Origin of the sequence: Streptomyces sp. NPDC048106 (assembly GCF_040706415.1) — a bacterium.
GTDB lineage: Bacteria > Actinomycetota > Actinomycetes > Streptomycetales > Streptomycetaceae > Streptomyces.
This window is the reverse complement of record NZ_JBEZND010000019.1, coordinates 124,340-148,435: the sequence shown is the minus strand read 5'-3', so window position 1 is coordinate 148,435 and position 24,096 is coordinate 124,340. Positions and strand designations below refer to the sequence as shown.

Sequence of the window (24,096 nt, the reverse complement as noted above, 5' to 3'; positions counted from 1 at the left end):
GAACGGGGCTATCCAGGAGGGCTCCGACGCCGTGATCACACCAGACACAGCGAGATCATCTCACCCGTGACCAGCAGTTACGGGACAGCCCTTAGACGATTACGAGAGATTTTTCCCGTTACTGTGGCTGAAGGCTCCCATGATCCGCGGCGACCTCGCGCGCCATGGCGGCGGGGCGACTGATCACATATTGCTGACGAACGTCCCGCCTGCGGAGCGAATTGCCCGGCTCAGCGTCGGCGCCCCCTCCCGAACCGCACTGGTGCTTCCCACGCCCGGGAGCCACGTCGTGCCGGGCACGCTCGGTTGAAACATCTCCAGTACCAGGAGCCGTCGCCACGACGCCGCAGGTCCACATCGTCGCCCCGGCACGAACCACACCGCGGCGGCTTCGCGAAGTCCTCCGCGTGTTCGTGGGTGAGGATCTTGCGGGCGAAGTGGCCACCCTTGATGGTCAGCATCACCTCGCGAGAACGGCTCTGCGAGAGGGAGTTGAGGCTGCCCAGCAGAACCGTGTGCTCGTCGATGACGACGATCTTCTGGTGCATGACGTTGACGGGGACGACGGTGGAGACCACGGTGCGCAGCTGCTTGACCAGGTGGGACTGCTTCTTCTGGCCACTGTCGTAGGGGTCGCGAACGAAGATCGTCACGCGCACTCCGCGGCGTACCGCGTCCTCCAGCACCGGGAGGAGGCTGAGCAAGCGTTTCGCGGTCCAGGGGGACCAGATCCACAGTGAGGTGCGGGCCTCGGCCAGGCGGTCGGCGAACGTCTCGTAGAAGGAGATCTCGTCATGGACGTCGGTGACTTCCACGTGGCGCGAAAGGACGTCGGCGAGGCGGGTGCTGAACGGGCCGAGAGGGATGTCAGGCTGTCCACCGGGGGCGACGAGCTGGGTCGCCGGGACCCATTTGGCACGCCGGTCGTGGATGAGTGCGGCGAGCTTGCCCATGGCCGTCTGTTCACCCGCGGCGAGGATGCGACTGCGGCTTCCGATGACGTACAACCTGGTCTGTACGCGGGTGACGGCGACGTTGAAGAGCCGTACGCCGTTGCGGGCCCAGGCTGTCGCCTCGGGGGCCCGAGTGGCCTGGGACATCCACAGGCCGTCGCCGTAGTCGTCCTCTACAGTGTCGAAGACGACGACGGGGAACTCACGGCCCTGGAACCGGTGGGCCGTCCCGACTTCGGCGAGTTGGCCGCCGGTTGCCTCGTGATCCCGCAGGGCCTCCAGAGTGGCTTCCGCCTGTACCGGGTACGGCGTGACGACACCGGTGTCTTCGCCGTCCTCGCGGTGCAGATCGACCAGCGCCCTGGCGAGCAGGGCGCCGGCTGGCCACCACCCCTTGCGGCGGCCCGTGCGGTGGGCCTGGGCGAGGCTCTGGAGTCCGTCGGTGTCGATGATCACGATTTCCGCGTCGTCGAGTGCGCGCCGCGCGGCACGCTGCTCGACGCCGGGGCCGGGTTTCAGCACGCCGTCATACGCGAGGGTGTTCGCGAGGCTCATGACGTCATGGCCGAAGCGGTGCTGGACGTCCAGGACGACACAGCCGGGGTGGTTGACGGCAGCCACTGGTGAGTCGATGCCGAAGTGCTCGTACACCTCGCGCAGGATCCAGCGGGCGATGTCGGGCCTTTTCGTGCCGTCGAGTTTCGGCAGGACAGGGCCGAGCTGCATGAAGTCCCCGAGCAGAACGGCCGTCGTCCTGGCCTTGCCCACAGCAAGGAGGACTTCGGGCAGATTCGCGGCACCCGCCTCGTCGACCAGGACAACGTCGTACTCTCCTTCGAACACCGCCTTGGTGGTGCGGAAGCGGGCGAGCGTGGTGGCCACGACCTTCGCGCCGCGGATGATCTCGCCCTGGGCGTCGCGGGCGAGTTTGTCGTACTCCTCTTGGAGTTCACGGTGGCGGCGTTCGAGGGCCGGGTGGTTCTCCTGGTCCTCGGCAACATGGGGTTTCAGGGTTGCCGCGAGGGCGTGGCGCCCGGGGTGACCGAGGCGGTCGGCCTCCGCGACACGTGCCTCGGCGGCCTGCGAGAGGCCGAGTTCTCGGACGAGGGGAGCGCAGCGGGCGGCGAGAACCCTGTGGGTGCGGCGGGCCTGCTCCAGGTCCTTCGCCACCTTGTGAAGTGTTGTCCGCCGGACCGTGATCTCCTGCTTGCTGAACGGGATCCGCGCGCGGATCTCCATGAGCCGCGCCGTTACGGATTCCTCTTGGCCGGCAAGGACAGATCGGGCCGCTGAGGCTTTCCTGCCGGCTTCTTGGGCGTTCGTGCGTGCCGTCTCCAGGTCAGCGCTCGCCGCTTCCCGGGCACGCTTGGCCCGGCGCCTCGCCAAACCCGTCAACTGTTCAAGGCCAGCCAGACGGTCCTGAGCCGACGCATGCTCGCTGTCGGCGAGCAGGGCTTTCGCCTCCAGGTCGGAGACCGCCGTGCGCAGGTGGCCGAGGCGTTCCTGATACTCGTCGTGCGCCTTCCAGTCCGCCTGGGCCTGCTCTGTAGCCCTCAGCTTTTCGACCGCAGACTGGTGGTCGTTCTCCAGCCGTGCGACAGCCTCCGCCGCCGCCCGGGCATCGCGGTGCGCCTGATCGCGTGCCCTCTCCAAAGCCTGGGAGGTACGGGCGGGGTCGTCGAGTCGGGTGCGGTCCGCCGCGTGTTCCACTGCATCGAAGTCCGCGAGGCTGCGCTCCAGCTCCTCCAACTGACGTGCCCGATCCCGGATTTCGACCAGCTGCGCGGCAACCGCACGACGCCGTTCATCGGTCTCGGCCAGCCGTTCGCGCACCATCAGGGTGAGACAGACACTCGCGTCCTCCGCGACCTCCCGCAGGTGGGGCGGTCCCACTCGGACGATCTGGCCGTCTGCGTGCCGACGCTCCTTCACCACACCCCACAGGGCGTTGTCCACGGCGATGTTGGTGGCCGAGACCAACAGGACCCGCTTGCCCCGTGCGATCAGGTCGCCGATGGCCCGTTTGAGGACCGTGGTCTTGCCGGTGCCCGGCGGGCCCCACACCAGCCACAGTCCCTCACCCGTGCAGGCACGGTAGGCGAGGTCCTGAGCCGGCAGGAGCACGCCCGGCGGCGGTCCGGTCGGGGCCAGCCGGCCGGTGCCCGCCTCGCCGCGGGCCATGAGGTGGGCCAGCGGGGCGTCGGTGAGGGCGGCCAGGCCCTCACGCAGGGCCTTCACGAGGAATCCGGTGGGCTGCGGTTTCATCCACAGATGCGGGTCAGCGGGGTCCGCGAACTCCGGCACGCGCACCCGAAGAGCGGTGCCGTCCTTGAACACGTCGAGTACGGAGTAGCCCGCGTCGACGCCGTTCTCGTCGGGTCCGGCCAGCCTCAGGCCCTCGCCCTGGAGCTGGTCCGTCCCGATGTCGGAGCCACGCACGTCGACGACGTACTCCCCGGGTTTCCGGCCCCGTACCGCTCGGCCGAGAGAACGCCACCGTGGCTCCCGCGCAGGTACGCCCTCATGGGCCACCCAGGCGTCCAGCGCCGAGACAACTTCTTCCTGCCAGCCCACGTTCCCCCACTATCACTGCGCCGCCTGGATCTTGACCCCGTAGTACCAAGTCAGCCAGGCCATGACCACCGGCAATCTCGCCAAGGTCAAACGGCGACTCGCGCCGCGTTCGTCCCCAGTAGCATGCTTGGTAGCATAGAGAGCATGAGCGAGCCCACCCAGAAGTACTCGATCACGATGCCCCGGGACATCGCCGACGCCGCCCGCGCCCGTAGCGGCCCCTCCGGCCTGTCCGCCTACGTCGCCGCCGCCGTCGCCCGGCAGATCGAGCGCGACAACCTCAATGAACTCATCCAGGTCGCAGAGGCGGAACACGGCCCCATCACCGATGGCGAGGTTCAGGCCCTGCGCGATCAGCTGCACCAGGCACGCGCACAACAGGCCGGCGAGGGGAAGAACGCGGCGTGACACGGTCCTCCGTCACCCCGGGTGGCACGCTGGTGCTCGACAGCGAAGGACTGGCCAAGGCTGTGCTGCGCGACCGAACGGTCACCACCTGGCTCGCGCTGGCCCGCGCCGATGACCTGCGCGTGATCACGTCCGCAGCCACCTTGGTGGAAGTCGTCCACCCGCGCATCAACCGCCCCGCACTGGAATGGACCCTCTCCCGTCTCATCGTGGAGCCGGTCAGCGAGCCGATCGCTCGCCACGCCGCCGCCCTCCTGGCCGATACCGGCCTGCACGGCCACAAATACGCGATCGACGCCATGCTGAGCGCGACCGCACTGGCCGCCCCCGGGCCCGTCACCGTACTTACGTCCGACCCGGAAGACCTCACCGCACTCTGCGGGTCGCGCGCGACGGTCATCAAGGTTTGAGTTCTCTATCGGAACGACCCCTTCTGGCGCTCGGCTCAGCTCGCCGGCCGGAAGCCTCGCGCCGCGCGCGATCACTCGTGTTGGACCTGGCCCTCTTCACTCACGCGGCGGCGCGGGTCCGCCTTTCTGCTCGGCTCGTTCGCATGCCCCGCACCGCCAACTCTTGGACACGAAGGGCGCACGCGGGCGTCCACCACTACAACCCGCACTCAAAGTACTGTCCCCGTCCAGCACTTCACGCACCGCTCCGTACTTCGTGTACACCCAACTCTCCTGCTAGCGCGCGCAGTTCTTCCGACGGAGGCTGGCTCATGGTCAGAAGGTCTGCCACGAGCTGCTTGACCATCGGCAGGGACCGCACCATCTCGGGCGACTGCTCACGGGCCTTCAACAGCGCTGCTACCGCGTCAACGACCTGGCGCCGCTGGGCGTATGCCCTGGCCATATCGATCTGGAACCGCGTCTGCCGCTCTGGCGACAGCCCCGAGGCGTCAATCGCCCGCGCAGCCCGAAGGGCATGGCCGGCGTCTCCGAGATCGACGGCTACAGACACCTCATGCAAGCCGACGTTGGTGAGGCCGAACTCGGTGTTGTAGTCATTACGCCCGTCACCGACCTCTTCGGCCATCGCGCGAGCGTCACGAAGGAAGCCGTACGCCTCATCGGCCAGGTTCAACCGGGCCGCGGCCACCGCCCGCTGCAAGGTCAACGCGCCACGAAGCGCCACTGCCTCCACCTGCCCGGCCTCCGCCAGGGGGCGCAGGGCGTCAGCCGCGCTTCCCGACGCTTGAGCCGCCTGCTCGAAGTGACGCGCGCTGAGGAAGACGATCGAAAGCCGGAACTCACCAGCCGCCATCAACAGCGGATCATCGGCCCGCTCGGCGGCGACCACCGCACGATCGACGGCGATCCAGGCCGCCTCAGGCTCCCCCAGATTCGCGAGCGCTCCACTGCACGTGTGGTACATGACCGCCAGGAGCCGGAAGAGTTCGGGGCGGTCGGCATCCGGAACCGTCCGGGCGGCCGACTCCAGTCGCGGAACGAGCCCTTCAAGCAGTTCGGCCAGGTCGGCGTAGTTTGCCTGATGCGTCAGCGACCAGGCGTGGTCGACCTCAGCCCGCAGCGCGGATACATCAGGGGATGCCTTCTGCTGCCCGAGGATCGCCTTGAGGGAGTGCGCGGCGCTCAGCACCAACCGCAGCCGACTCGCACCGGGCGCCTCACCTTCGGCCACTGACGCACTTTCCCCGGAGACCCGCAAGAACTCAGCGCCGCGCGTCGCTGGACCCGCGCCACCCTGAACGGCCACCCCCGCTCCGAAGACGCCGAGCTGATCGTCACCGAACTCGGCACCAACGCCGTCACCCACACCGCCAGCGGCGAAGACGCCGGCACCTTCCACGTCAGGCTCACTGTCTCGGATCAGACCATCACCGTCGCGGTCACCGACTGCGGCCGCTCGAAGACCGCTCCCGAGGTCCAGCACCCGTCCCTCAACGCCACCCACGGCCGCGGACTCGGCATGGTCGCCGTCCTCGCCGACACGGTCACGGTCGAAGGCGACGACTCCGGCCGCACGGTGACCGCCGAACTCCACCTCCAGGCAGAGCTCCGAGGAGCCGACGCCGCGTCCCTGAAAAACAGGCAGGACAGCCAGGACGTGCCCCATAGGCCCCGGCCCCTCAGGCGGATCGATGGGTGGCGATCGCCCTCCGGACGATCTCACCGGCCCTCGACTCAGACGCGTCGGACGCTGCGTGGGAGTGGCAGTGCGGACCGTCTCATCCGCGTAGCCATACGTGACTCCAAGGCCCCGGCCGTGGCGGCCCTTTCCTTCCCCGCCGGAGCCTTCGTCGCCTTCGTCGCCTTCGTCGAGATCCTGAAGGATCAGTCCACCGCGACGGGCTTCGCCATGTTCCGAGGCTGATCCACCTCGCTCCCGGATGCCCCCTGGCTGAGTGTCCGGGTGGCCGGTTTCGGTGGGGGTTCTTGAAGCTTGGCTTGTCGTCCGCGGATGATGGCCGAGGTTTCCTCGTGCGTCTCCGGGCCGTGGACTCGTGGTCCCCGTGCACGAAGGGGGACGGGATGAGGAACGGGACGGGGGCGTGACAGGGGTGCGCGGGTGTCGAGCAGGCCGGCGCGTCGTATGAGGCGGCGCCTGCAAGTGGTGCTTCAGGTCTTGCTGGCGCTGGTCGCCTGTCTGCTTGGTATCGCCACCAACTACGCCACCAACGCGGCCCATGTGCCCTGGGCGCTGGAGGTCATCCGGCGGGGATCCGTGCCGGCCATCGGGGTGCTCGTCGTCGCCATGGTGATCGGTCAGGTCGTCGTGTACCGGTTGGAGAACCCGGCGCCCGGGCAGTCCGAGTGGCCGCGGGACCGGATTCCGTACCCGGGGCTGGACGCCTACAGCGAGGACGAGGCGGCCGTCTACTTCGGGCGGGAGGCGCAGGCCGCCGAGCTGACCCGCAGGCTGCACGCCGCCGGGCCCCGTCCGGTCGACCGGTTCCTGCTGCTGACCGGGGCCTCCGGCAGCGGCAAGTCCTCGCTGGTACGGGCCGGGGTGATGCCTCGGCTGCGGCAGCGCCGGTGGACCATCGTGCCGGCGTTCGCGCCCGGGGCGAACCCGCTCAGCGCTCTGGCCGCGTCCCTGGCCGTGGCCGGCGGCGCCGAGCCGGTCGGGGCGGTGTTACGACGGCTGCGGCAGGGGCCGGACGGTCTGGCGGCCGAGGTGTCACGCCTGCGTAGCGGGCAGTTCCGGCGGATCCTGCTGGTGATCGACCAGTTCGAGGAACTTGTCACCCTCGCGGGCGAGCGAGAACGGGCCCAGTTCCTGGAGGGGTTGGAGACATGCCTGCGGCGGGAACCCACCGTCCGGGTTCTCGCCACCTGCCGGGTGGACTTGCTCGGAAGGCTCCTCGGGACCAGGCACGCTCACCTTCTTCAGCATCCGGTGGCGATCGGCACGTTGAGCAGGGCTCAGCTCGCTCAGGTCGTCGAGCGGCCGGGCGCCCTGGTGGGGATCTCGTTCGCCCCCGGTCTCGTCGAGACCATCGTGGACGACACCGGCACGGACGACGCGCTTCCGCTCCTCGCCTACCTCCTCCAGGAGCTGTACTTCGCCTGCGGGCCGGGCGGCACGGTCACCGAGGAGACGTACCAGCGGCTCGGGGGCGTGGCCGGGGCGCTCGCGCGGCAGGCCGACAACACCGTGGCGGCGCTCAGCCCACCGAACGGCGTCGAGTTCGCTCTGCGGGTACTGCTGAAGTTCGTCACGTTCGAAGGGCGCGACCTCGCCCGCCGCCCGGTACGCGTGTCCGAGCTCACGGACCAGGAGCGTTACGTGGTGGACGCGTTCATCGACGCGCGCCTCATCAGGTCCGACGCGGTGGAGGGAGCGGCGGGGGAGGTGAGCGTGCGCCAGGAGGCGTACGCGGAGGTGACGCACGAGGCGCTGTTCCGCCAGTGGGCGCCGCTGCGGCAGGAGGCCGAGGCTCGGGCCGAACGCCTGCGGGAGCGAGCCGAGTTGGAACGGTGGGCCGCAGACTGGGAACGGTCCGGGCGCAGCGTGGACTACCTCCTCACCGGTGAGCGGCTCGCCGTCGCGCAGCGGTGGTTGGACGCGCTGGAGGAGGCGGGCCAGGCGTCGGCTGTCGCCCGGGCGCTCGTCGACGCCTCGCAGCGCCGGGACCTGGCCTTCCTCAGCCGCGTCTCCGACAGCATCGGCCGTCAGGTGATCGCGAGTGTGGAGACCGAGCCGGAAAGGGCTCTGCTCCTCTCCCTGGCCGCGCTCGGCGAGTGCGCGCCGACGCCGGCCGCGCGCCGCGGGCTCATGACCGCGCTGGCCGCCGGACATCTCCGTGCCCAGTTGGACGGGCACTCGGACACCGTTCGCGACGTGGCCTGGTCCACCGACGGGAATCTGCTGGCCACCGCGTCCCGGGACGGTACGGCCCGCGTGTACGACGCGCGCTCGGGACGTCAGCTGTGCGTGCTGCCCTGCGACGGGGTCATGGTCGAGTCGGTGTGCTTCTCCCCCGACGCGACGCGGGTGGCCACCGCGGGCCGCGATCACGTCGTGCGCGTCTGGGACGTCGCGTCCGGCGAACCGGTCCGGCGGCTCACCGGTGCCGGGGACATCGGACGGCGGGTGGCGTGGTCGCCGGACGGGCTGCGGATCGCCGCCACGTTCAGGGACCAGGTCGTACGTGTCTGGGAAGCCGGCACCGGCCGGATAGCGAAGGAACTGCGCGGCCACACGGGCGACGTCTGGGGCGTCGCCTGGGCACCGGACGGCACCCGTCTCGCCACGGCGTCGCACGACCGTACCGTGATCGTCTGGGACGCGGTGACAGGCTCGGCCACGACGACCCTGGCCGGCCACACGGAGTTCGTCGAGGGCGTCGCGTGGTCACCGGACGGGGAGTCGCTGGCGACCGGTTCCGGTGATCACACCGCCCGGGTCTGGGACGCCCGTACGGGGGCGCTGCGGCTGCTGCTGCGCGGCCACACCGACTACGTGTGGAACCCCGCCTTCTCGCCGGACGGCAGGATGCTCGCGACTCCGTCGTCCGACCGGACCGTCCGCGTCGTCAGTACCGAGGACGCGAAGGTGGTGGCGGTGTTGCGCGGGCACGCCGACACGGTGTGGTCCGTGGTGTGGTCACCGTCGGGTACGCGGCTCGCCACCGCGTCGACGGACGGCACCGGCCGGGTATGGGACCTGAAGCCGCGGGGCGCGGAGTCCGTCCTGGTGCACGGGCACGACGGGCCGGTGAACCAGGCCGTGTGGTCCGGCGACGGCACCCGTCTCGCCACCGCCTCGGACGACGGCACCGCGCGGGTCTGGAGCGCGGACTCGGGTGTGTCCGCCGGGCCGGTCACGTCGCTCGGCGGACGCGTGTGGAGTGTGGCGTGGGCACCCCACGGCGACCGCCTCGCCCTCAGCACCGCGGACGGCCTGTTCCGCGTCGTCGACGGCTCGGGCGGCACGGTGTTCGAGTCGCAGGGGGAACCCGTCGAGGGGTGCTCGTGGTCCCCGGACGCCCGGCGGATCGCGACCGGCGGCCACGACGGCAGCGTGGGCATCGTATCGGCCGTCGACGGCACGGAACTGGGGAAGTTCACGGGGCACCAGGACTGGGTGGGCCGTGTCGCGTGGTCCCCGAGCGGGCGGATGCTGGCAAGTTGCTCCGACGATCGCACCTGCCGCCTGTGGGACACCGCCGACGGCACACAGCTGACCGTGCTCCGCGGACACGGCAACTACGTGGAGGACGCCGCCTGGTCCCCGGACGAGCAGCGCGTGGCCACGGCGTCCGGGGACTGGACGGCGGCCGTGTGGGACGCGGTCACGGGGCGGCGCGTCGACGTGCTGAAGGGGCACGAGGGGCGGGTCCGGGCCATCGCCTGGTCACCGGACGGCGCCCGCATCGCGACGGGGTCGGACGACCGGACGGTACGGCTGTGGTCCGCCACCACCTTCGAGGAGGTGGGCGTCGTCGGCGTCCACCGGGACAAGGTGACCTCGGTGGTCTGGTCAGGGGACGGTACCCGGCTGCTCACCGCGTCGACCGACGGGACCGCGCGCGTGTGGCAGGCGGATCCCGACTACGACCGGCTCGAAGCGCGGGCGCGCGGGCGGGTCTTCCGCACTCTCGATGCCGAGGAGCGGCGGCACCACCTGCTGCCGCCGGACCCCGCCTGAGTCAGTAACTCGGCTCGACCGTACGGTCCTCGGTGCGCAGGAGATAGTCGTCCGGGTCGAGGTCCATCGCCTCGCGTTCCGGCGACGCCCAGTACATCGCGTTTCGCTCGGCGAAGGTCTCGGGGCCGTCGTAGGAGATCAGCCAGACGAACTGGTTGCGCTCGCGGTCGATCCAGGCCCCGCCGATCTCGAAGCCCAACTCCAGCCGCAGCGGCACGATGTCGTCGCGCCACCGCGCCACCCACTCGTCGAGGAGCCCGTCGCGGACGGTGTACGTACGCAGCTGCGTGGTCCTGGGCATCGCGGAGCGTCTCCTGTCGAGTCGAGGGAGACCGGCGGGCCGTCCCCTCGCTCCACCCGAGCATGACGGGCCACCGGCCGAAGCCACCGAGCCAACCGTACGCCACGGGTCGCCTGCCGATCGTGCGGTCGTCAAGCACCGGAGCCGGCGAGAGCCGCCGCCACCTCCGGTCGCCGGCCCGGGATGCCGTTCTTCTGGCACCATGCCTGCGGGAAGATGTGATGGATGTCCATCGCCTCGTCGAAGTAGACGCGGACCTCCGCCTTCTCCTTCTCGGTCATACGGCAGGCTTATGCGCATTGATATCGCACAGATTTCGGTGATAGCCGAGGTGCGCCTCGTCCACCGGGTGCCTGGGGTCGCGGCGGAGTGCGCGGGGTTCTCTCGTGCCGTTCGTCCCCCTGACCAGGCCGTCGGGGTCGACGTAGATCTCCAGGCCGTCGAAGAGGACATGGCAGTTCGCGCACAGGCACAGGAGGTTTTGCAGTTCGTCGGGGCCGTGGTGGGGCCGGCCCAGGCCCCTTATGTGAGCCGCCTGGCTGTACGGGCGGTTCAGGTAGCGGAGCGCCGTGCCGCAGATCTGGCACCGATCGCCCTCGAGTTCCTTGACCTTCCTGGTCAGGGCCTCGTCGCGGACGATGACGGAGCGGGTCGTGTCACGGCGCGGCGCGGGGCCGGTCGCCCGCCCGTACTCGTCCACGCCGGCACCGCCGCTCTCAGTCTCCGACGGGCTCGGCGGGCTGCCGGCGGTGGTGTATCCGTCCAGGCCGATTCGCTCGAAAAGGGCCTGGCGGTCGACGTCTTCGAGATACGTCTCGCAGATCGTGGCGATGGCGTCGAGGCGGGTCACCGGGTCCCGGAGGAGACCGGCGGCCTCTTCCTTGAGACCGGCCTGCGGGTGGTGCGCGTCGAGGAGGCTCACCTTCGGCATTTCCCTGGCCAGCTCGGCGGGTATGCCCTGGACCTCCCACAGCCCGCTGCCCCGGAGATGCCAGAAGGGGTACTCCGGGGTGGCCTTCGCGTTGGGCAGACCGAACTCGACCAGGAGCGGGCCGACTTCGTCCCGGAACTGTGGCCAGGGGGTCAGGCGGGGCCGCTCGTCGGCTTCGCGGGATATCGCCCACAGGAGGCTCAGCGGCTGGTGGCGGCTGGGTGCCGGGTTTGCGGGCCCGCGGGAGACCTTGAGTTTCCGCAGGCGTTCCAGCAGGGCCGCACGATCGGTGGCCGGCTCCCCGGATTCCAGCAGGGCCGCACGATCGGTGGCCGGCTCCCCGGTCTCCACCACGAAGCCCAGCTCGCGCAGGCGCCGCGCCACCGTGGCGGCGCCGCCGCTGAAGTCCCTCGCGACCAGGAAGTCGCCGGTGGCATGCCCGTGGGCGACACCGGTGATGGCCTTCGAGTCGTAGCGAACACCATCCAGGACCAGTTCGTACGATCTGGCCCGCCCGAAGCCGTACGTGTGGAGGAAGTTGTCCCGGCCCAGGCGGCGGAACTCCTCGGTCGCCGCGATGATGTCTTCGTACGTGATGTCGCCAAGCCCCATCCGCCAAAGGCTAGTCGGATCGTATGACAATCCACATGCCAAGCCGCTCCGATGGCGCGGACAGCAGCCTCGGATGAGAAGAGTGCGATCACGTGTACGTCAGTAGTAGTCGCGCATGATGGTGGTGGCCCAGTCGGGCTGGGTGGTGGTGCCCTGGGGGCCAAACTCGGTCATGTAGGGCTTGATGTCGAGGACGGGGGTGCCGTCGACGGCGTCGAGGCCCTGGACGTGGAGGTCGAGGCCGTCGGTCCTGAGCAGACGGCAGCGGGAGACGCCTAGCCGGTTGGGGCGGTTCTTGCCGCGCTGGGCGAAGATGCCGACCCGGGGCCAGTCGGTGTTGCCGCGCGGATGGCGGGCACCGGTCTCGATCTTCTCCGCCGGCACGCGGTCGAAGTGGTAGACGACCTCCAGGTGGGAGAAGGCGTCCAGACCGGCCACCGCCTCGGGCCCGTACTGGTCGGCATCCAGACGGATGACCGCCGTCTCCCCGCCCCAGTCGTCGTCACGGACCTCCGCCCGCCCGCCGACCACCCGGCCCACCGGAACCGAAACCACCTCGGCGGGAGTGCTGTTCTCGGGCATGCGCAGCGCCTTCCGTCAACGGGGTTCAGAATCAGTCGAGTTGGCCCACCGTATCGACCAGACCGTGCCGCCTCGCCGCCGGGCCGTCCCGCCGCCAAGCCGTCAGTCGGCGGTGACCCCCCAGTACCCGATCTGCGTCGGCCGGTCGTCGGTGTAGAGAACCGTGCAGTTGCCCCGGCCGCGGCCGGGGAAGGGGAGGCGGTCGGAGTTCAGGGCGGTGTTCCACTCGTCCCGGGTGGGGTGGCCGCCGGGGCACCAGGGGCGGATCTCGGCGTCGGTGAGGGGACGCAGGTAGGGGCCGTCGTCGCGGTCCGTGGCTTCGATCATGAGGGGGAAGTCCAGGACCGAGGCCGTACCGCCGGTGAAGACGTACTCGTGCCAGTCCGGGTCCCGCCACAGCTCGGCCACGGTGCGGCCGGCGAAACCGTGGTCGTCCCGGGCCAGTTCATTCTCCTGGGCCGCGCGGAAGGCCGCGGCCAGATCCGGCTGGTACGGGCCCGTCCGCCGCCATGCGTTGCCACCCATGGGCATCTCCCTCTCCACCGTGTGCAGTTGGCAGGGAGGGTAGGGCGTGGCACTGACAACGCGGCACTGACAACGCCCCAGCCCGCCTCAGGCCGCCTCAGGCCGAACGCCTGCGTGCGGCCGTCTTCTTCGCCGTCGTCTTCTTGCCCGTGGACGACTTCGCCGCGCTCTTCCCGGTCGCCTCCGCCGACTTGGCGGCCGACTTCCTGGCCGGGGTCTTCTTGGCGGTCTTCTTGGCGGCGGTCTTCTTCGCCGTGGAGGTGGACTTCTTGGCGTCCGTCTCCTTGGGGGTGGAGCGGCTTCGCTGGAGGGGTCTGACGTCGGCCTCGCCCGCGGGTTCGGCGCCGCGGGACTCGCGGGCGGCACGGACGCTGCTCTCCAGGGCGGCCATGAGGTCCAGGACCTTGCCACCGGTCGCCGGCTCCGGGGCCTCCGGGAGCGCCTCGCCGGCGGCCTTGGCGGCGACGACCTCCTCCAGGGCCTCCCGGTACTCGTCGTGCAGGTCCGCCATCTCGACCTCGCCGAGGGTGTCCATCAGGGCGTCCGCGAGGTCGAGTTCCTTGTCGCGGATGGTGACGTGCACATCCGGGGCGACCCCCTCGGGGGTCCGCACCTCGTCCGGCCAGAGGAGGGCGTGCATGGCGATCGCCTCGTCGACGACCCGGAGCATCCCGAGCCGCTCCCGCCCGCGCAGCGCGAACTTGGCGATGGCCACCTTGTTGCTGCGCTTCAGCGCCTCGCGCAGCAGGGTGTACGGCTTGGCGGCCGGTGCTCCGCTGGCGGCGAGGTAGTACGCCGCGCCCATCTGGAGCGGGTCGATCCTGTCGGCCGGCACGAAGGCGACGATCTCGATGGTGCGCGCCGTCGGGATGGGCAGGTGGGACAGGTCCTCGTCGGTGATCGGGACGATGGTGCCGTCCGCGTCCTCGTACCCCTTGCCGATCTCGGACTGGCTGACCTCGCGGCCCTCCACCTCGCACACCTTGCGGTAGCGGATGCGGCCGTTGTCCTCGGTGTGGATCTGGCGGAAGGAGATCGTGTGGTTCTCGGTCGCGTTGACCAGCTTGATCGGGATGCTGACCAGTCCGAAGGAGATCGCGCCGTTCCATATCGATCGCACGTGCCGCACCCTGCCCTTCCCGTCGAGCCCTCTTGCTCCGCTTATCCCTGTTTGTCTGGGATTGTCATCTTATGACGCCTATCACAGAGGTGGAGGGGCGGCGGGTCCCGCTGACCAACCTGGAGAAGGTGCTGTACCCGGAGACCGGCTTCACGAAGGCGGAGCTGGTCCACTACTACGCGACCACCGCCGACGTGCTGCTCCCGCACCTGCGGGACCGGGCGGTGTCCTTCCTGCGCTATCCGGACGGCCCCGGGGGCCAGGTGTTCTTCACCAAGAACGTGCCGCCGGGTACGCCCGAGTGGGTCACGACGGCCGAGGTGCCGAGGTCGTCGGCGGACAGCCCGGCGCGGATGGTCGTCCTCCAGGACCTGCCGAGCCTGGTGTGGGCGGCGAACCTGGTCACCGAGTTCCACACGCACCAGTGGCTGGTGCGGACGCCCGCCGAGGCCGACCGGCTGGTGTTCGACCTCGACCCGGGGGCTCCGGCCACCATCGTGCAGTGCTGCGAGGTGGCCCTGTGGCTGCGCGAGCGGCTCGCGGCGGACGGGATCGAGGCGTACCCGAAGACGGCCGGGTCCAAGGGGCTCCATCTTCTGGCGGCGGTCTTCGGCGCCTCCTCGGAGCGGACCAGCGAGTACGCCAAGGCGCTCGCGGTGGAGGCGGAGCGGGCGCTGCCCCGCCTCGTGGTGCACCGGATGACCAGGAGTCTCAGGCCCGGGAAGGTGTTCGTGGACTGGAGCCAGAACGCGGCCCGCAAGACCACCGCCACCCCCTACACCCTGCGCGCCCGCCACGCCCCGCTGGTCTCCGCGCCCGTGACCTGGGACGAGGTCGCCGAGTGCGGCGCACCGGGGCGGCTGGAGTTCCAGGCCGAGGACATCGCGCCACGGCTGCGGGACCACGGCGACCTGCTGGCGCCCCTGCTGGACCCGGACCGGGCCGTGCGCCTCCCCGGGAGAACGACCTAGACCTTCTCCCAGGTACGGCGGTCCCGGGCCAGCGCGTGCAGGGCCTCGACGTCCGCCGGTTTCAGCACCCCGCCCAGCCGGGCCAGCCCCGGCAGCTCCCCCGCGGGCAGGATCCGTACGCCCCGGAGCGCGGCGGTCAGGGTCACTCCGGCCGGGTCGGTCGGGGCGAGGACCGGGCGGACCTCGGCGGTCAGTGCGTAGGCGGCCCGGTCGGCCTGGGCGCGCAGCCGGCGCAGCAGGGGCTCGGCCGGGCGCCGGCCCACGGTGACCATCGGGTCGGCGACGCGCACCCGCGCCTTGCGGGCGTAGAGGGCGTGGACGACGAACAGGCCGCCGGGGCCGATCAGCAGATGGTGGACGCGGTCGCCGCCGGGCAGCGGCAGCGAGTGCAGGGTGTGCCAGCCGGCGCCCGCCAGGCCGTCGAGGGTGTCGCCGACGGTCTGCTCGCCAGCAGGGCGCGCCGGCGCGGGTCGGGGCGCAGCCGGTGTGCGGCGCCCGGGTCGCGGTCGAGGGCGATCAGCAGCGCCTCGCCGGGGCGGTTGGGCGCGAGGTCGTCGTCCGGGTGCAGGGCGAGCCGGGCGAGTTCGGCGGGCGTGGGGACCGGGGGCGGGCCCACGGTCACCGGGCCGGTGAGGAAGGGTTTCAGGGCGTCGAGCACCTGCTCCCGCTCGTCCTCGACGAGCAGGTCGACCCGGCCGGCGTCGCGGTCGTACCAGGCGACCCGGTTGCCGTCCGGGCGGCAGACGTACAGCCGTGGCCGGCCGTGCCGGTGGGCCGGCACCACGCGCAGTCCGCTCATCCGCATCACCCCTCGACCATGGGAACAGGCCGGGTGCTTCCCGGGCAAGACCGGTTACCGTGGAGAGCGGCCCTGCGCAGGGGAGTTGGGGAGGCGCCGGTGCGAACCCGCGGGATGCAGCCCGACGTGCCGGCTCCACGGAGTCCGTGGAGCGAGATCGTGCCCGGCCTGTGGATGGGCGGACACGAGTACCGGGACCGTACGGGACGGCTGGAGCTCGCCGTCGTACGGGACGAGTTCGACGTGGTGCAGTCGCTGCTGCGGCTGCCGGGGTACGGCCCGGACGCGGGCGTCGAGCACCATGTGTGGCCGGTGCCGGACGGGCCGCTGGACGGGACGCAGCTCGCCGGGGTGATCCGGCTGGCGCGGGCGGCGAACGAGGCGCTGGACGCCGGCCGCCGGGTGCTGGTGCGCTGTTACCACGGGTACAACCGTTCGGGGCTGGTGGTGGCGCACGCGCTGGTCCAGCAGGGCGGGACGCCGGACGAGGCCATCCGGCTGATCCGGTCCCGCCGCTCGGCGTGGGCGCTGCACAACGAGCTGTTCGTGGCGTATCTGCGCACGGGGCTGCATACCGTACGGCTCCTGGAGGAACTGGCCGAGTAGCCTCTCCCCCGATGTCCCGACATCTCGGTGTCCCGGCGTCCCGACGTCTCAGCCGGGCCCCGCGGCCCGGTGCGCGGAGCCGTGATGCGCGGGTCCGGTGTACGGAACGGGCGAAAAGGGGCTTCCTTGGAATCTATGTGCATACTGGCCTACTGACCTGCAAAACCATCGCTCCAGGAGCATCGTGCCCCTCCGTCGCCCTGTGCGCACCGCCCTCGCCGCGGCCGTCGTCGCCCTGCTGTCGGCGACGGCGGCGGCCTGCGGGGACGCCGGCCAGTTGCAGAGCGCCGGGCCGACCCGGACCGCCGACAGCCCCGCCAGGCTATGGCCCGACCTGCGCCCGGCGTCCAGCCCGGCCTATCCGTACGACGTGGCCACCCGCGAGACCGTCAAGGGCCTGACCGTCCCCGGCGGCGACATCCGGAGGATCGATCCGGTGGACATCGTCGAGGCGGAGCTGAGGGCGCACCCGACCGACTACGGCTCCAAGGGGGCCTTCCACGCGACCGTGGACCGGATGAGGGAGTGCCGTCCGGGCGGCGACCGGGCGAAGTGCCCGCTGCTCAAGCCGTACTACCGGGATCTCACCGGGGACGGCCGGCCCGATCTCACGCTCGGCTTCCGGCTGTACCCGACCAACCAGACGGCGGTCCGGGTCTACACCGTCGAGGGCGGCCACCTGGTGCAGGTGCTGGCCGACAACGACGCGATCATGGGCGTGGAACTGGCCGGGCGCGCGCTGATCGAGCGCAACCCGGCCGACATCTCCGGCTACGAGTACCGCACCACCTGGGAGTGGGACCCCGGGCAGCGGGCGATGGTGTTCTCCCGCGACGAGTACCTGCACACCGGCGGGGGCCGCGGCAACCGCAAGGCCGCCCCGTCCGCGCACTCGTCCGCGCGCGCGTCCGCCGCCCCGGCCCCCTCCCCGAGCGCCTCGTGAGGCCGCCGCTGCCCCGCTGGGCCGGGCCCCTCGCCATGAAGGCGGCCGTGTTCATCACCGTGATGTGCTGCGCGCTGGCCGCGCTGCTCGGCGTACTCGTGCACGTCTCGGTGACCGACCAGACCGTCGGCCAGGCCCGCGAACTCGCCCTGTCCCGGCTCGCGGACGCCACTCGCGCCTACGAGGCCGGGGACGCGCTGCGGCCGAACGCGGGGGTGGACCCCGAGGGGCTGCCCGGCTCGCTGCGGGCGCTCGCGGCCGCCGGGCAGCGCGGCACCATGGTGTCCACGCACCGGGGGCGGCCGACGATGTGGGCGGCGGGACCGGCCCAGGGGCACCGGGCGCTCGCCGTGGAGATCGACTACTCGCAGCAGTCCCGCACCATCGCCGGCCTCGACACCTCGATCCTGTGGTCCTCGGTGCTCGCCGGCGGCGCGACCGTGCTGGTCGGCGTCTTCGCCGTGTCCCGGGTGACGCGGCGGCTGCACGGCACGGCGCGGGTGGCCCGCCGGATCACCGCGGGCGACCTGGACGCGCGGGTCGAGGACCCCCGTACGAAGGATCCGACCCGGCCCCAGGACGAGGTGGCCGCGGTGGCCGCCGCGCTCGACACGATGGCCGCCTCGCTCCAGGGCAAGCTGCTCAGCGAGCAGCGGTTCACCGCGGACGTGGCGCACGAGCTGCGTACGCCGCTCACCGGGCTGCACGCGGCGGCGGAACTGCTGCCGCCGGGCCGGCCGACGGAGCTGGTGCGAGACCGGGTGGCGGCGCTGCGCACGCTCACCGAGGACCTGCTGGAGATCTCCCGCCTGGACGCCGGGCGGGAGCGGCTGGAGGCCGAACCCGAGGAGCTGGGGGCGCTGGCGAAGCGGGTGGTGCGGGCGTCGGGGACGGACACCGAGGTCCGCGTCGTGCGGGACGCGCTCGTGGAGACGGACCGGCGGCGGCTGGAGCGGGTGCTGGGGAACCTGGTGGCGAACGCGCACAAGCACGGGGCGGCGCCGGTCCTGCTGACGGTGCACGGGCCCGTGGTGACGGTGCGGGACCACGGGGGCGGATACCCCGGATACCTGGTCGCGCACGGTCCGCAGCGGTTCCGCACCGAGGGCGGGGCGAGGGGGCACGGGCTCGGGCTGACGATCGCGGTGGGGCAGGCGGAGGTGCTGGGGGCGCGGCTCTCCTTCCGCAACGCGGTGGACGGGGGCGCCGTGGCGACGTTGATCCTGCCGGTGGCTTCGCCGCGCTGACGCGCCCGCGACACACGAACAGAACGTCCCTTTTAGATAGGTTCCGGGCATGACCAACGCCGGAACCGCCGCGGCGACGGCCCGGACGGCCGTGGCCGGCGTACCGCTGCCCCGGCGCCGCGGCATCGAGCTCGCGCTGATCGTGCTGGCCGTCACGCTGTCCGTGTACGGGTACTGCGCGGTGGGCCTGGCCCGCGCCGGGCGGCTGCCGCCGGGGGCGCTGGCGTACGGGGCCGGGCTCGGGGTGCTCGCGCTGCTCGCCCATCTCGCCGTACGGCTGCGGGCGCCCTACGCCGATCCGCTGCCGCTGCCGATCGGGGTGCTGCTCAACGGGCTCGGCCTGGTGCTGATCTACCGGCTGGACCTGGAGACGCCGGGCGACAGGGCCGCCCCCGCCCAGCTGGTGTGGTCCGCGCTCGGGGTGGCCCTGTTCATCGTCGTGGTCCTGCTGCTGCGCGACCACCGGATGCTCCAGCGGTACTCCTATGTGTGCGTGGTCGCCGCGCTCGCGCTGCTGCTGCTGCCGATCCTCTTCCCGGCGGTCAACGGCGCCCGGATCTGGATCCGGATCGCCGGATTCTCCATCCAGCCGGGCGAGTTCGCGAAGGTGCTGCTGGCGGTGTTCTTCGCCGCCTACCTCGCCGCCAACCGCAACGCGCTGGCGTACACCGGCCGCCGGCTGTGGCGGATGCAGTTCCCGACCGGGCGGGTGCTCGGGCCGATCGTGACGATCTGGCTGCTCAGCGTCGGGGTGCTGGTCCTGGAGCGGGACCTCGGCACCTCGCTGCTGTTCTTCGGGCTGTTCGTGGTGCTGCTGTACGTGGCCACCGGGCGCACCGGCTGGATCGCGGTGGGGCTGGTGCTCGCCGTGCTGGGGGCGGTCGCGGTCGGCCGGGTGGAGCCGCACGTGGGCGGGCGGATCGCGGACTGGCTGCACCCGTTCGCCACCATCGAGGCCGGGCGGGGGCCCAACCAGCTCTCCCAGTCGCTGTTCGCGTTCGCGGCGGGCGGGCTGCTGGGCACCGGGCTCGGGCTCGGGCACTCGGTGCTCATCGGCTTCGCGACCAAGTCGGACTTCATCCTGGCCACGGCCGGCGAGGAGCTGGGCCTGGTGGGCCTGGCGGCGATCATCCTGCTGTACGCGCTGCTGGTGGAGCGCGGCTACCGGGCCGGCCTCGCGCTGCGCGAGCCGTTCGGACGGCTGCTCGCGGTGGGGCTCGCCTCGATCCTGGCGCTCCAGGTGTTCGTGATCGCGGGCGGGGTCACCGGGCTGATCCCGCTGACCGGCATGGCGATGCCGTTCCTCGCCCAGGGCGGCTCCTCGGTGGTGACCAACTGGGCGATCGTGGCCCTGCTGATCCGGGTGAGCGACTCGGCGCGCAGTCAGTACGACGGCAGGGAGGCGCCGTGAGCGACTTCTCGGGTGTGGGCGAGAGCGGGCGCCCGATGGCCCGGTACATCCGGCACGCCTGCGGGTTCTGCACCCTGCTGCTGGCGGCCCTGCTGGCCAACGCGGCGCGGGTGCAGCTCGTCCAGGCCGGCGACTACACCGGCAACCCGGCCAACCGGCGCTCCGCCATCGCGCGTTACCAGCAGCCGCGCGGCGACATCCTGGTGGGCGGCAGGCCGGTCACCGGCTCCGTGGACACCCATGAGCAGCTGCGCTACGAACGCACCTACACGGACGGCCCGTTGTACGCCCCGGTGACCGGTTTCGCGTCGCAGTCGTACGGCACCGCGTTCCTGGAGGACGCCGAGGACGGGGTGCTCTCGGGCACCGACCCGATGCTCGCGCCGCTGCCGCTGTGGAACGACGTGACGCGGGGCCTGAGTCCGGGCGCGGACGTGGTGACGACCCTGAACCGGGCGGCGCAGGAGGCGGCGTACCGGGGGCTCGGCGGGCGCAAGGGCGCGGTGGCCGCGATCGAGCCGGCGACCGGGCGGATCCTGGCCCTGGTGACGAGCCCCTCGTACGACCCGGCCCAGCTCTCCGGCAACGGCGAGGCGGTGACCGCGGCGTGGGCGCGGCTCAACGGCGATCCGGACAAACCGATGCTCAACCGGGCGGTACGGCAGACCTATCCGCCGGGTTCGACCTTCAAGGTGGTCACCGCGGCGGCGGCGCTGGACGCGGGTGTGATCACCGACCTGGACGCGCGCACCGACTCCCCCGACCCCTATCGGCTGCCCGGCACCCGCACCCGGCTGACCAACGAGGCCGACGGCTGTGCGGACACCTCGCTGCGGGACGCCTTCGAGTGGTCCTGCAACACCGTCTTCGCCAAGCTGGGCGTGGACGTGGGGGTGCGGGACATGAAGGCCACGGCGGAGGCGTTCGGCTTCAACGACAGCGGGGTGCGCGTCCCCTTCCAGGTCGCGCCCAGCAGCTTCGACTGGCATGTGGACAAAGCCCAGTTGGCGCTGTCCTCGATCGGGCAGTTCAACACCCGCGCCACCCCGTTGCAGATGGCGATGGTCGCGGCCGCGGTCGCCGACGACGGCCGGCTGCACCCGCCGTACCTGGTGGAGCGGACGGTGCGGCGCGGTGGGGAGACGGTCGCGGGCAGCGGGGCGCGTCCGGTGCGTCAGGTGATGCGGCCGTACACCGCCGAGCAGTTGAAGGAGCTGATGACCGGGGTGGTCCGGGAGGGCACCGGCACGCGGGCCGCCATTCCCGATGCCGTGGTCGGCGGCAAGACCGGCACCGCCCAGCACGGGGTGGGCAACACCGGCCTGCCGTATGCCTGGTTCGTCTCCTGGGCGCAGGCCCGGGACGCTGTGGAGCCGGCGGTCGCGGTCGCGGTGGTGGTGGAGGACGCCTCGGCGGACCGGGGCGAGATCAGCGGCGGGGGCGACGCGGCGCCGATCGCCCGGGACGTGATGCGGGCGGTGCTCGGCCGGTGAGACGGGGCTCCCGGAGGCGGCCAAAGTCTCCTTAGGGTTCCACCATGACGAATACCGCACCCGTGTACGAACTGGCCCAGGTCAACGTCGCCCGCCTCAGACACCCGCTGGACGCACCGCAGTTGAAGGACTTCGTGGACGGGCTCGACCCGGTGAACGCGGTCGCCGACGCCGCGGACGGCTTCGTGTGGCGGCTGCGGGGCGACTCCGGCAACGCGACCGACGTCCCGGTGCTCGGGGACGCGTGGATGATCGTCAACCTGTCGGTGTGGCGGGACCCGGGCGCGCTCACCGCGTTCATGTACCGGGGCCTGCACCGGGAGTTGCTGGCCCGGCGCCGGGAGTTCTTCGAGCGGCTGGAGGAGGCGGTGACCGCGCTGTGGTGGGTGCCGGCCGGCCACCGCCCGGCGGTCGCCGAGGCGGAGGACCGGCTGCTGCACCTGAGGGCGCACGGCCCGACGCCGTACGCCTTCACGCTGCGGGCGCCGTTCGCGCCCGGGGACGCCCCGGCGGTCAGCCGATCGGCTTGACCGCCTCGGAGCGGATCTGCTGGGTCTGCTTGGCGAGCGCCGCCAGATCGACCTGCGCGGGATCCTGGGAGAGGTGCGGGGTGTCGACGACGGCGATGGTGGCGCCGGTGTTGTCGTCGGCCCAGGCGCACATGGGCAGGGTCATCTTGGTGCCGAGCTGTTCCTGGGTCAGCACCTCGCAGGTGATGGTGACGCCGCCGAGGTCGAAGTCCTTCGCCGGCACCGCGACCTTGGCGCCGTCGCCCTCGGCGGCGCCCTTCATCATGTTGCGGCGGGCCATGTCGGTGTTCTTGAAGCGGCCGTACATGCCCGACACCACCAGGGTGCCCTTGGCCTGGTCGCCGCCCAGGTCGTAGCTGCCGACGACACCGTGGGTGTCCTTGGCGTCCCAGGCGCCGTCCGCCTCGTCCCCGATCTTCTTGCCCTCGGTGTCGGAGAGGTCCTTGGCCAGCTCGTACTTCCCGTCGAGCAGCGTCTGCGGGAGCGTGAGCTTGTTCTTGGCGTCGGGGAAGGTGGTCGCCGCCTTGTAGCCGATCGCGCCGAGGGCGACCAGACCGCCCACGATCAGCACGACGGCACCGCCGATGATCCCGAGGATCAGGCCGAGCCGCCGCTTCTTCGGGGGCGGCGGCACGACGGGCGGCATACCGCCCCAGCCCTGGTAGGGCGGCTGCTGCGGGGCCCCCTGCTGGGGCCCCGGCTGGGGGTAGGGCGAACCGCCGTACGGACCGGGGTTCTGGGGCGGCTGCTGGCCGTAAGGAGGCTGCTGGCCGTACGGGGGCTGCTGGCCGTAAGGCGGTTGCTGGCCATAGGGAGGCTGCTGGCCGTACGGGGAACCGGGCTGGTTCGGCGACGGCGGCTGCTGCGGGGACGGAGGCATGGACACGCCAGCACGCTACTGCACGAGAGTGAACGGAAGGACAGACGGGCGGTCAACAAGTCGTGCGCGGGGGATTGACGGCCTTGCTGACAAGCAGTCTCATAAGTTAGCGGACAACATACCCCCGGGTAACGAGGTGAGGGAGCCATGACGACGCTGACGGAAGCGGACGCGCTGGACGGCCTGCGCGACGCGCTCGGCCTGCTCAAGGACCGGGAACAGGTGGCCGAACGGCTGCTGGTCTCCTCCGCCAAGCACTCCTTCGACCCCGACAAGGAACTGGACTGGGACGCGCCCTTCGAGGAGGGCAAGTGGTTCTGGCCGCCCGAGCTGGTCTCGCTGTACGGCACGCCGATGTGGCAGCGGATGAGCGAGGAGCAGCGCATCCTGCTGTCCCGCCACGAGGCCGCGGCGCTGGCCTCGCTCGGCATCTGGTTCGAACTCATCCTGATGCAGCTCCTGGTCCGGCACATCTACGACAAGTCGGCCACGAGCGCGCACGTGCGCTACGCCCTCACCGAGATCGAGGACGAGTGCCGCCACTCGAAGATGTTCGCGCGCCTGATCGCGCACAACGGCACCCCCTGGTACCCGGTCAGCAAGGCCCACCTGAACCTGGGCCGCCTCTTCAAGACCATCTCCACCACCCCGGGTTCCTTCACGGCGACCCTGCTCGGCGAGGAGGTCCTGGACTGGATGCAGCGCCTGACCTTCCCGGACGAGCGGGTGCAGCCGCTCGTCCGGGGCGTGACGCGGATCCACGTGGTGGAGGAGGCCCGCCATGTGCGCTATGCCCGTGAGGAGTTGCGCCGCCAGATGGTGACCGCGCCGCGCTGGTCCCAGGAGTTCACCCGGGTGACCTCCGGCGAGTTCGCCCGCGTCTTCTCCGTCGCCTTCGTCAACCCCGAGGTCTACACCAACGTCGGCCTCGACAAGCGCGAGGCCATGGAGCAGGTCAAGGCCAGCGCCCACCGCCGCGACGTCATGCAGACCGGCGCCAAGCGGCTGACCGACTTCCTGGACGACATCGGGGTGCTGCGGGGGGTCGGGCGGCGGATGTGGCGGTCCTCGGGGCTGCTGGCGTAGCCGGGCC

General features: G+C 71.4%; 21 protein-coding genes and 2 pseudogenes. 13 read left to right on the top strand and 10 right to left on the bottom strand.

The genetic code is table 11. The features are described from left to right. Positions 1–230 precede the first annotated feature (230 nt). Positions 231–3,392 (bottom strand): AAA domain-containing protein, encoded by a 3,162-nt coding sequence (locus tag AB0927_RS20910; RefSeq protein ID WP_366669139.1) that lies wholly within the window; start codon positions 3,390–3,392, stop codon positions 231–233. Positions 3,393–3,671: 279 nt separating this feature from the next. Between AB0927_RS20910 and AB0927_RS20905 the strand changes: the two genes are divergently transcribed. Next, positions 3,672–3,935 (top strand): CopG family transcriptional regulator, encoded by a 264-nt coding sequence (locus AB0927_RS20905; RefSeq protein ID WP_366669138.1) that lies wholly within the window; start codon positions 3,672–3,674, stop codon positions 3,933–3,935. Next, complete coding sequence (locus AB0927_RS20900; RefSeq protein WP_366669137.1) at positions 3,932–4,345, top strand: PIN domain-containing protein; 414 nt, start codon at positions 3,932–3,934, stop codon at positions 4,343–4,345. The genes AB0927_RS20905 and AB0927_RS20900 overlap by 4 nt, the downstream gene beginning before the upstream one ends. A 235-nt stretch (positions 4,346–4,580) precedes the next feature. On the opposite strand, the gene AB0927_RS20895 is transcribed toward AB0927_RS20900, so the two are convergent. Continuing rightward, positions 4,581–5,747, bottom strand: a complete 1,167-nt coding sequence (locus AB0927_RS20895; RefSeq protein WP_366669136.1) for a transcriptional regulator — start codon at positions 5,745–5,747, stop codon at positions 4,581–4,583. Here AB0927_RS20895 and AB0927_RS20890 point away from each other — a divergent pair. The 3 genes and pseudogenes from AB0927_RS20890 to AB0927_RS20880 form a co-directional block, all read left to right on the top strand. Continuing rightward, positions 5,643–5,873: pseudogene (locus tag AB0927_RS20890) on the top strand (ATP-binding protein); the annotation flags it as partial. The gene AB0927_RS20895 and the pseudogene AB0927_RS20890 overlap by 105 nt on opposite strands. 225 nt (positions 5,874–6,098) lie before the next feature. Continuing rightward, positions 6,099–6,272: a DUF397 domain-containing protein gene (locus AB0927_RS20885; RefSeq protein WP_366669150.1), complete on the top strand. Its 174-nt coding sequence runs from the start codon at positions 6,099–6,101 to the stop codon at positions 6,270–6,272. Positions 6,273–6,509: 237 nt separating this feature from the next. Beyond that, positions 6,510–10,052, top strand: a complete 3,543-nt coding sequence (locus AB0927_RS20880) for an AAA family ATPase (protein WP_366669135.1) — start codon at positions 6,510–6,512, stop codon at positions 10,050–10,052. 1 nt (position 10,053) lies between these two features. Here AB0927_RS20880 and AB0927_RS20875 read toward each other — a convergent pair whose 3' ends face one another. The 6 genes from AB0927_RS20875 to AB0927_RS20850 all read right to left on the bottom strand — a co-directional run bounded on the left by AB0927_RS20875 (position 10,054) and on the right by AB0927_RS20850 (position 14,123). After that, positions 10,054–10,353: an NIPSNAP family protein gene (locus tag AB0927_RS20875; protein ID WP_366669134.1), complete on the bottom strand. Its 300-nt coding sequence runs from the start codon at positions 10,351–10,353 to the stop codon at positions 10,054–10,056. 131 nt (positions 10,354–10,484) lie between these two features. Further along, the gene (locus AB0927_RS20870) at positions 10,485–10,634 is read right to left on the bottom strand and encodes a hypothetical protein (protein WP_366669133.1); all 150 of its coding nucleotides are present in this window, start codon (positions 10,632–10,634) and stop codon (positions 10,485–10,487) included. Beyond that, complete coding sequence (locus tag AB0927_RS20865) at positions 10,631–11,896, bottom strand: HNH endonuclease (RefSeq protein WP_366669132.1); 1,266 nt, start codon at positions 11,894–11,896, stop codon at positions 10,631–10,633. The genes AB0927_RS20870 and AB0927_RS20865 overlap by 4 nt, the downstream gene beginning before the upstream one ends. Before the next feature lie 99 nt (positions 11,897–11,995). After that, the gene (locus tag AB0927_RS20860; protein ID WP_366669131.1) at positions 11,996–12,478 is read right to left on the bottom strand and encodes an SAM-dependent methyltransferase; all 483 of its coding nucleotides are present in this window, start codon (positions 12,476–12,478) and stop codon (positions 11,996–11,998) included. A gap of 102 nt (positions 12,479–12,580) precedes the next feature. Beyond that, on the bottom strand, positions 12,581–13,003 hold the full coding sequence (locus tag AB0927_RS20855; protein WP_366669130.1) for a hypothetical protein: 423 nt from the start codon (positions 13,001–13,003) through the stop codon (positions 12,581–12,583). 97 nt (positions 13,004–13,100) lie between these two features. Continuing rightward, positions 13,101–14,123 (bottom strand): Ku protein, encoded by a 1,023-nt coding sequence (locus AB0927_RS20850; protein WP_366669129.1) that lies wholly within the window; start codon positions 14,121–14,123, stop codon positions 13,101–13,103. A 71-nt stretch (positions 14,124–14,194) separates the two neighbouring features. Here AB0927_RS20850 and ligD point away from each other — a divergent pair, with 71 nt between their 5' ends. Continuing rightward, positions 14,195–15,094 carry a non-homologous end-joining DNA ligase gene (gene ligD, locus AB0927_RS20845; protein ID WP_366669128.1) on the top strand — a complete coding sequence of 300 codons (900 nt, stop codon included), beginning with the start codon at positions 14,195–14,197 and terminating at the stop codon, positions 15,092–15,094. Here the strand turns inward: ligD and AB0927_RS20840 are convergent. Next, positions 15,091–15,893: pseudogene (locus AB0927_RS20840) on the bottom strand (nuclease-related domain-containing protein). The gene ligD and the pseudogene AB0927_RS20840 overlap by 4 nt on opposite strands. A 99-nt stretch (positions 15,894–15,992) precedes the next feature. On the opposite strand from AB0927_RS20840, the gene AB0927_RS20835 reads away from it, so the two are divergent. The 6 genes from AB0927_RS20835 (at position 15,993) to AB0927_RS20810 (ending at position 22,123) form a co-directional block, all read left to right on the top strand. Then, positions 15,993–16,499 (top strand): protein phosphatase, encoded by a 507-nt coding sequence (locus AB0927_RS20835; protein WP_366669127.1) that lies wholly within the window; start codon positions 15,993–15,995, stop codon positions 16,497–16,499. A gap of 184 nt (positions 16,500–16,683) precedes the next feature. Then, complete coding sequence (locus AB0927_RS20830) at positions 16,684–17,442, top strand: hypothetical protein (protein WP_366669126.1); 759 nt, start codon at positions 16,684–16,686, stop codon at positions 17,440–17,442. Further along, positions 17,439–18,689 (top strand): HAMP domain-containing sensor histidine kinase, encoded by a 1,251-nt coding sequence (locus AB0927_RS20825; RefSeq protein ID WP_366669125.1) that lies wholly within the window; start codon positions 17,439–17,441, stop codon positions 18,687–18,689. The genes AB0927_RS20830 and AB0927_RS20825 overlap by 4 nt, the downstream gene beginning before the upstream one ends. A gap of 49 nt (positions 18,690–18,738) precedes the next feature. Beyond that, the gene (locus tag AB0927_RS20820) at positions 18,739–20,100 is read left to right on the top strand and encodes an FtsW/RodA/SpoVE family cell cycle protein (protein WP_366669124.1); all 1,362 of its coding nucleotides are present in this window, start codon (positions 18,739–18,741) and stop codon (positions 20,098–20,100) included. A 35-nt stretch (positions 20,101–20,135) separates the two neighbouring features. Further along, positions 20,136–21,593, top strand: a complete 1,458-nt coding sequence (locus AB0927_RS20815) for a penicillin-binding transpeptidase domain-containing protein (protein WP_366669149.1) — start codon at positions 20,136–20,138, stop codon at positions 21,591–21,593. Between the two features lie 44 nt (positions 21,594–21,637). Further along, the gene (locus AB0927_RS20810; RefSeq protein ID WP_366669123.1) at positions 21,638–22,123 is read left to right on the top strand and encodes a DUF3291 domain-containing protein; all 486 of its coding nucleotides are present in this window, start codon (positions 21,638–21,640) and stop codon (positions 22,121–22,123) included. Here the strand turns inward: AB0927_RS20810 and AB0927_RS20805 are convergent. Beyond that, positions 22,107–23,003: a hypothetical protein gene (locus AB0927_RS20805; RefSeq protein WP_366669148.1), complete on the bottom strand. Its 897-nt coding sequence runs from the start codon at positions 23,001–23,003 to the stop codon at positions 22,107–22,109. The two genes, AB0927_RS20810 and AB0927_RS20805, sit on opposite strands and share 17 nt — an antisense overlap. Positions 23,004–23,150: 147 nt before the next feature. Between AB0927_RS20805 and AB0927_RS20800 the strand changes: the two genes are divergently transcribed. Then, a complete protein-coding gene (locus AB0927_RS20800; protein ID WP_366669122.1) occupies positions 23,151–24,089 on the top strand; it encodes a diiron oxygenase in 939 nt (312 codons plus the stop codon). The last annotated feature ends 7 nt before the right edge of the window (positions 24,090–24,096 follow it).

Coding starts and splice junctions, on each gene's coding strand:
- AB0927_RS20800 (WP_366669122.1), top strand. CDS start 23,151: ATGACGACGCTGACGGAAGCGGACGCGCTGGACGGCCTGCGCGACGCG.
- AB0927_RS20810 (WP_366669123.1), top strand. CDS start 21,638: ATGACGAATACCGCACCCGTGTACGAACTGGCCCAGGTCAACGTCGCC.
- AB0927_RS20815 (WP_366669149.1), top strand. CDS start 20,136: ATGGCCCGGTACATCCGGCACGCCTGCGGGTTCTGCACCCTGCTGCTG.
- AB0927_RS20875 (WP_366669134.1), bottom strand. CDS start 10,353: ATGCCCAGGACCACGCAGCTGCGTACGTACACCGTCCGCGACGGGCTC.
- AB0927_RS20865 (WP_366669132.1), bottom strand. CDS start 11,896: ATGGGGCTTGGCGACATCACGTACGAAGACATCATCGCGGCGACCGAG.
- AB0927_RS20905 (WP_366669138.1), top strand. CDS start 3,672: ATGAGCGAGCCCACCCAGAAGTACTCGATCACGATGCCCCGGGACATC.
- AB0927_RS20870 (WP_366669133.1), bottom strand. CDS start 10,634: ATGACCGAGAAGGAGAAGGCGGAGGTCCGCGTCTACTTCGACGAGGCG.
- AB0927_RS20805 (WP_366669148.1), bottom strand. CDS start 23,003: ATGCCTCCGTCCCCGCAGCAGCCGCCGTCGCCGAACCAGCCCGGTTCC.
- AB0927_RS20820 (WP_366669124.1), top strand. CDS start 18,739: ATGACCAACGCCGGAACCGCCGCGGCGACGGCCCGGACGGCCGTGGCC.
- AB0927_RS20855 (WP_366669130.1), bottom strand. CDS start 13,003: ATGGGTGGCAACGCATGGCGGCGGACGGGCCCGTACCAGCCGGATCTG.
- ligD (WP_366669128.1), top strand. CDS start 14,195: ATGACGCCTATCACAGAGGTGGAGGGGCGGCGGGTCCCGCTGACCAAC.
- AB0927_RS20860 (WP_366669131.1), bottom strand. CDS start 12,478: ATGCCCGAGAACAGCACTCCCGCCGAGGTGGTTTCGGTTCCGGTGGGC.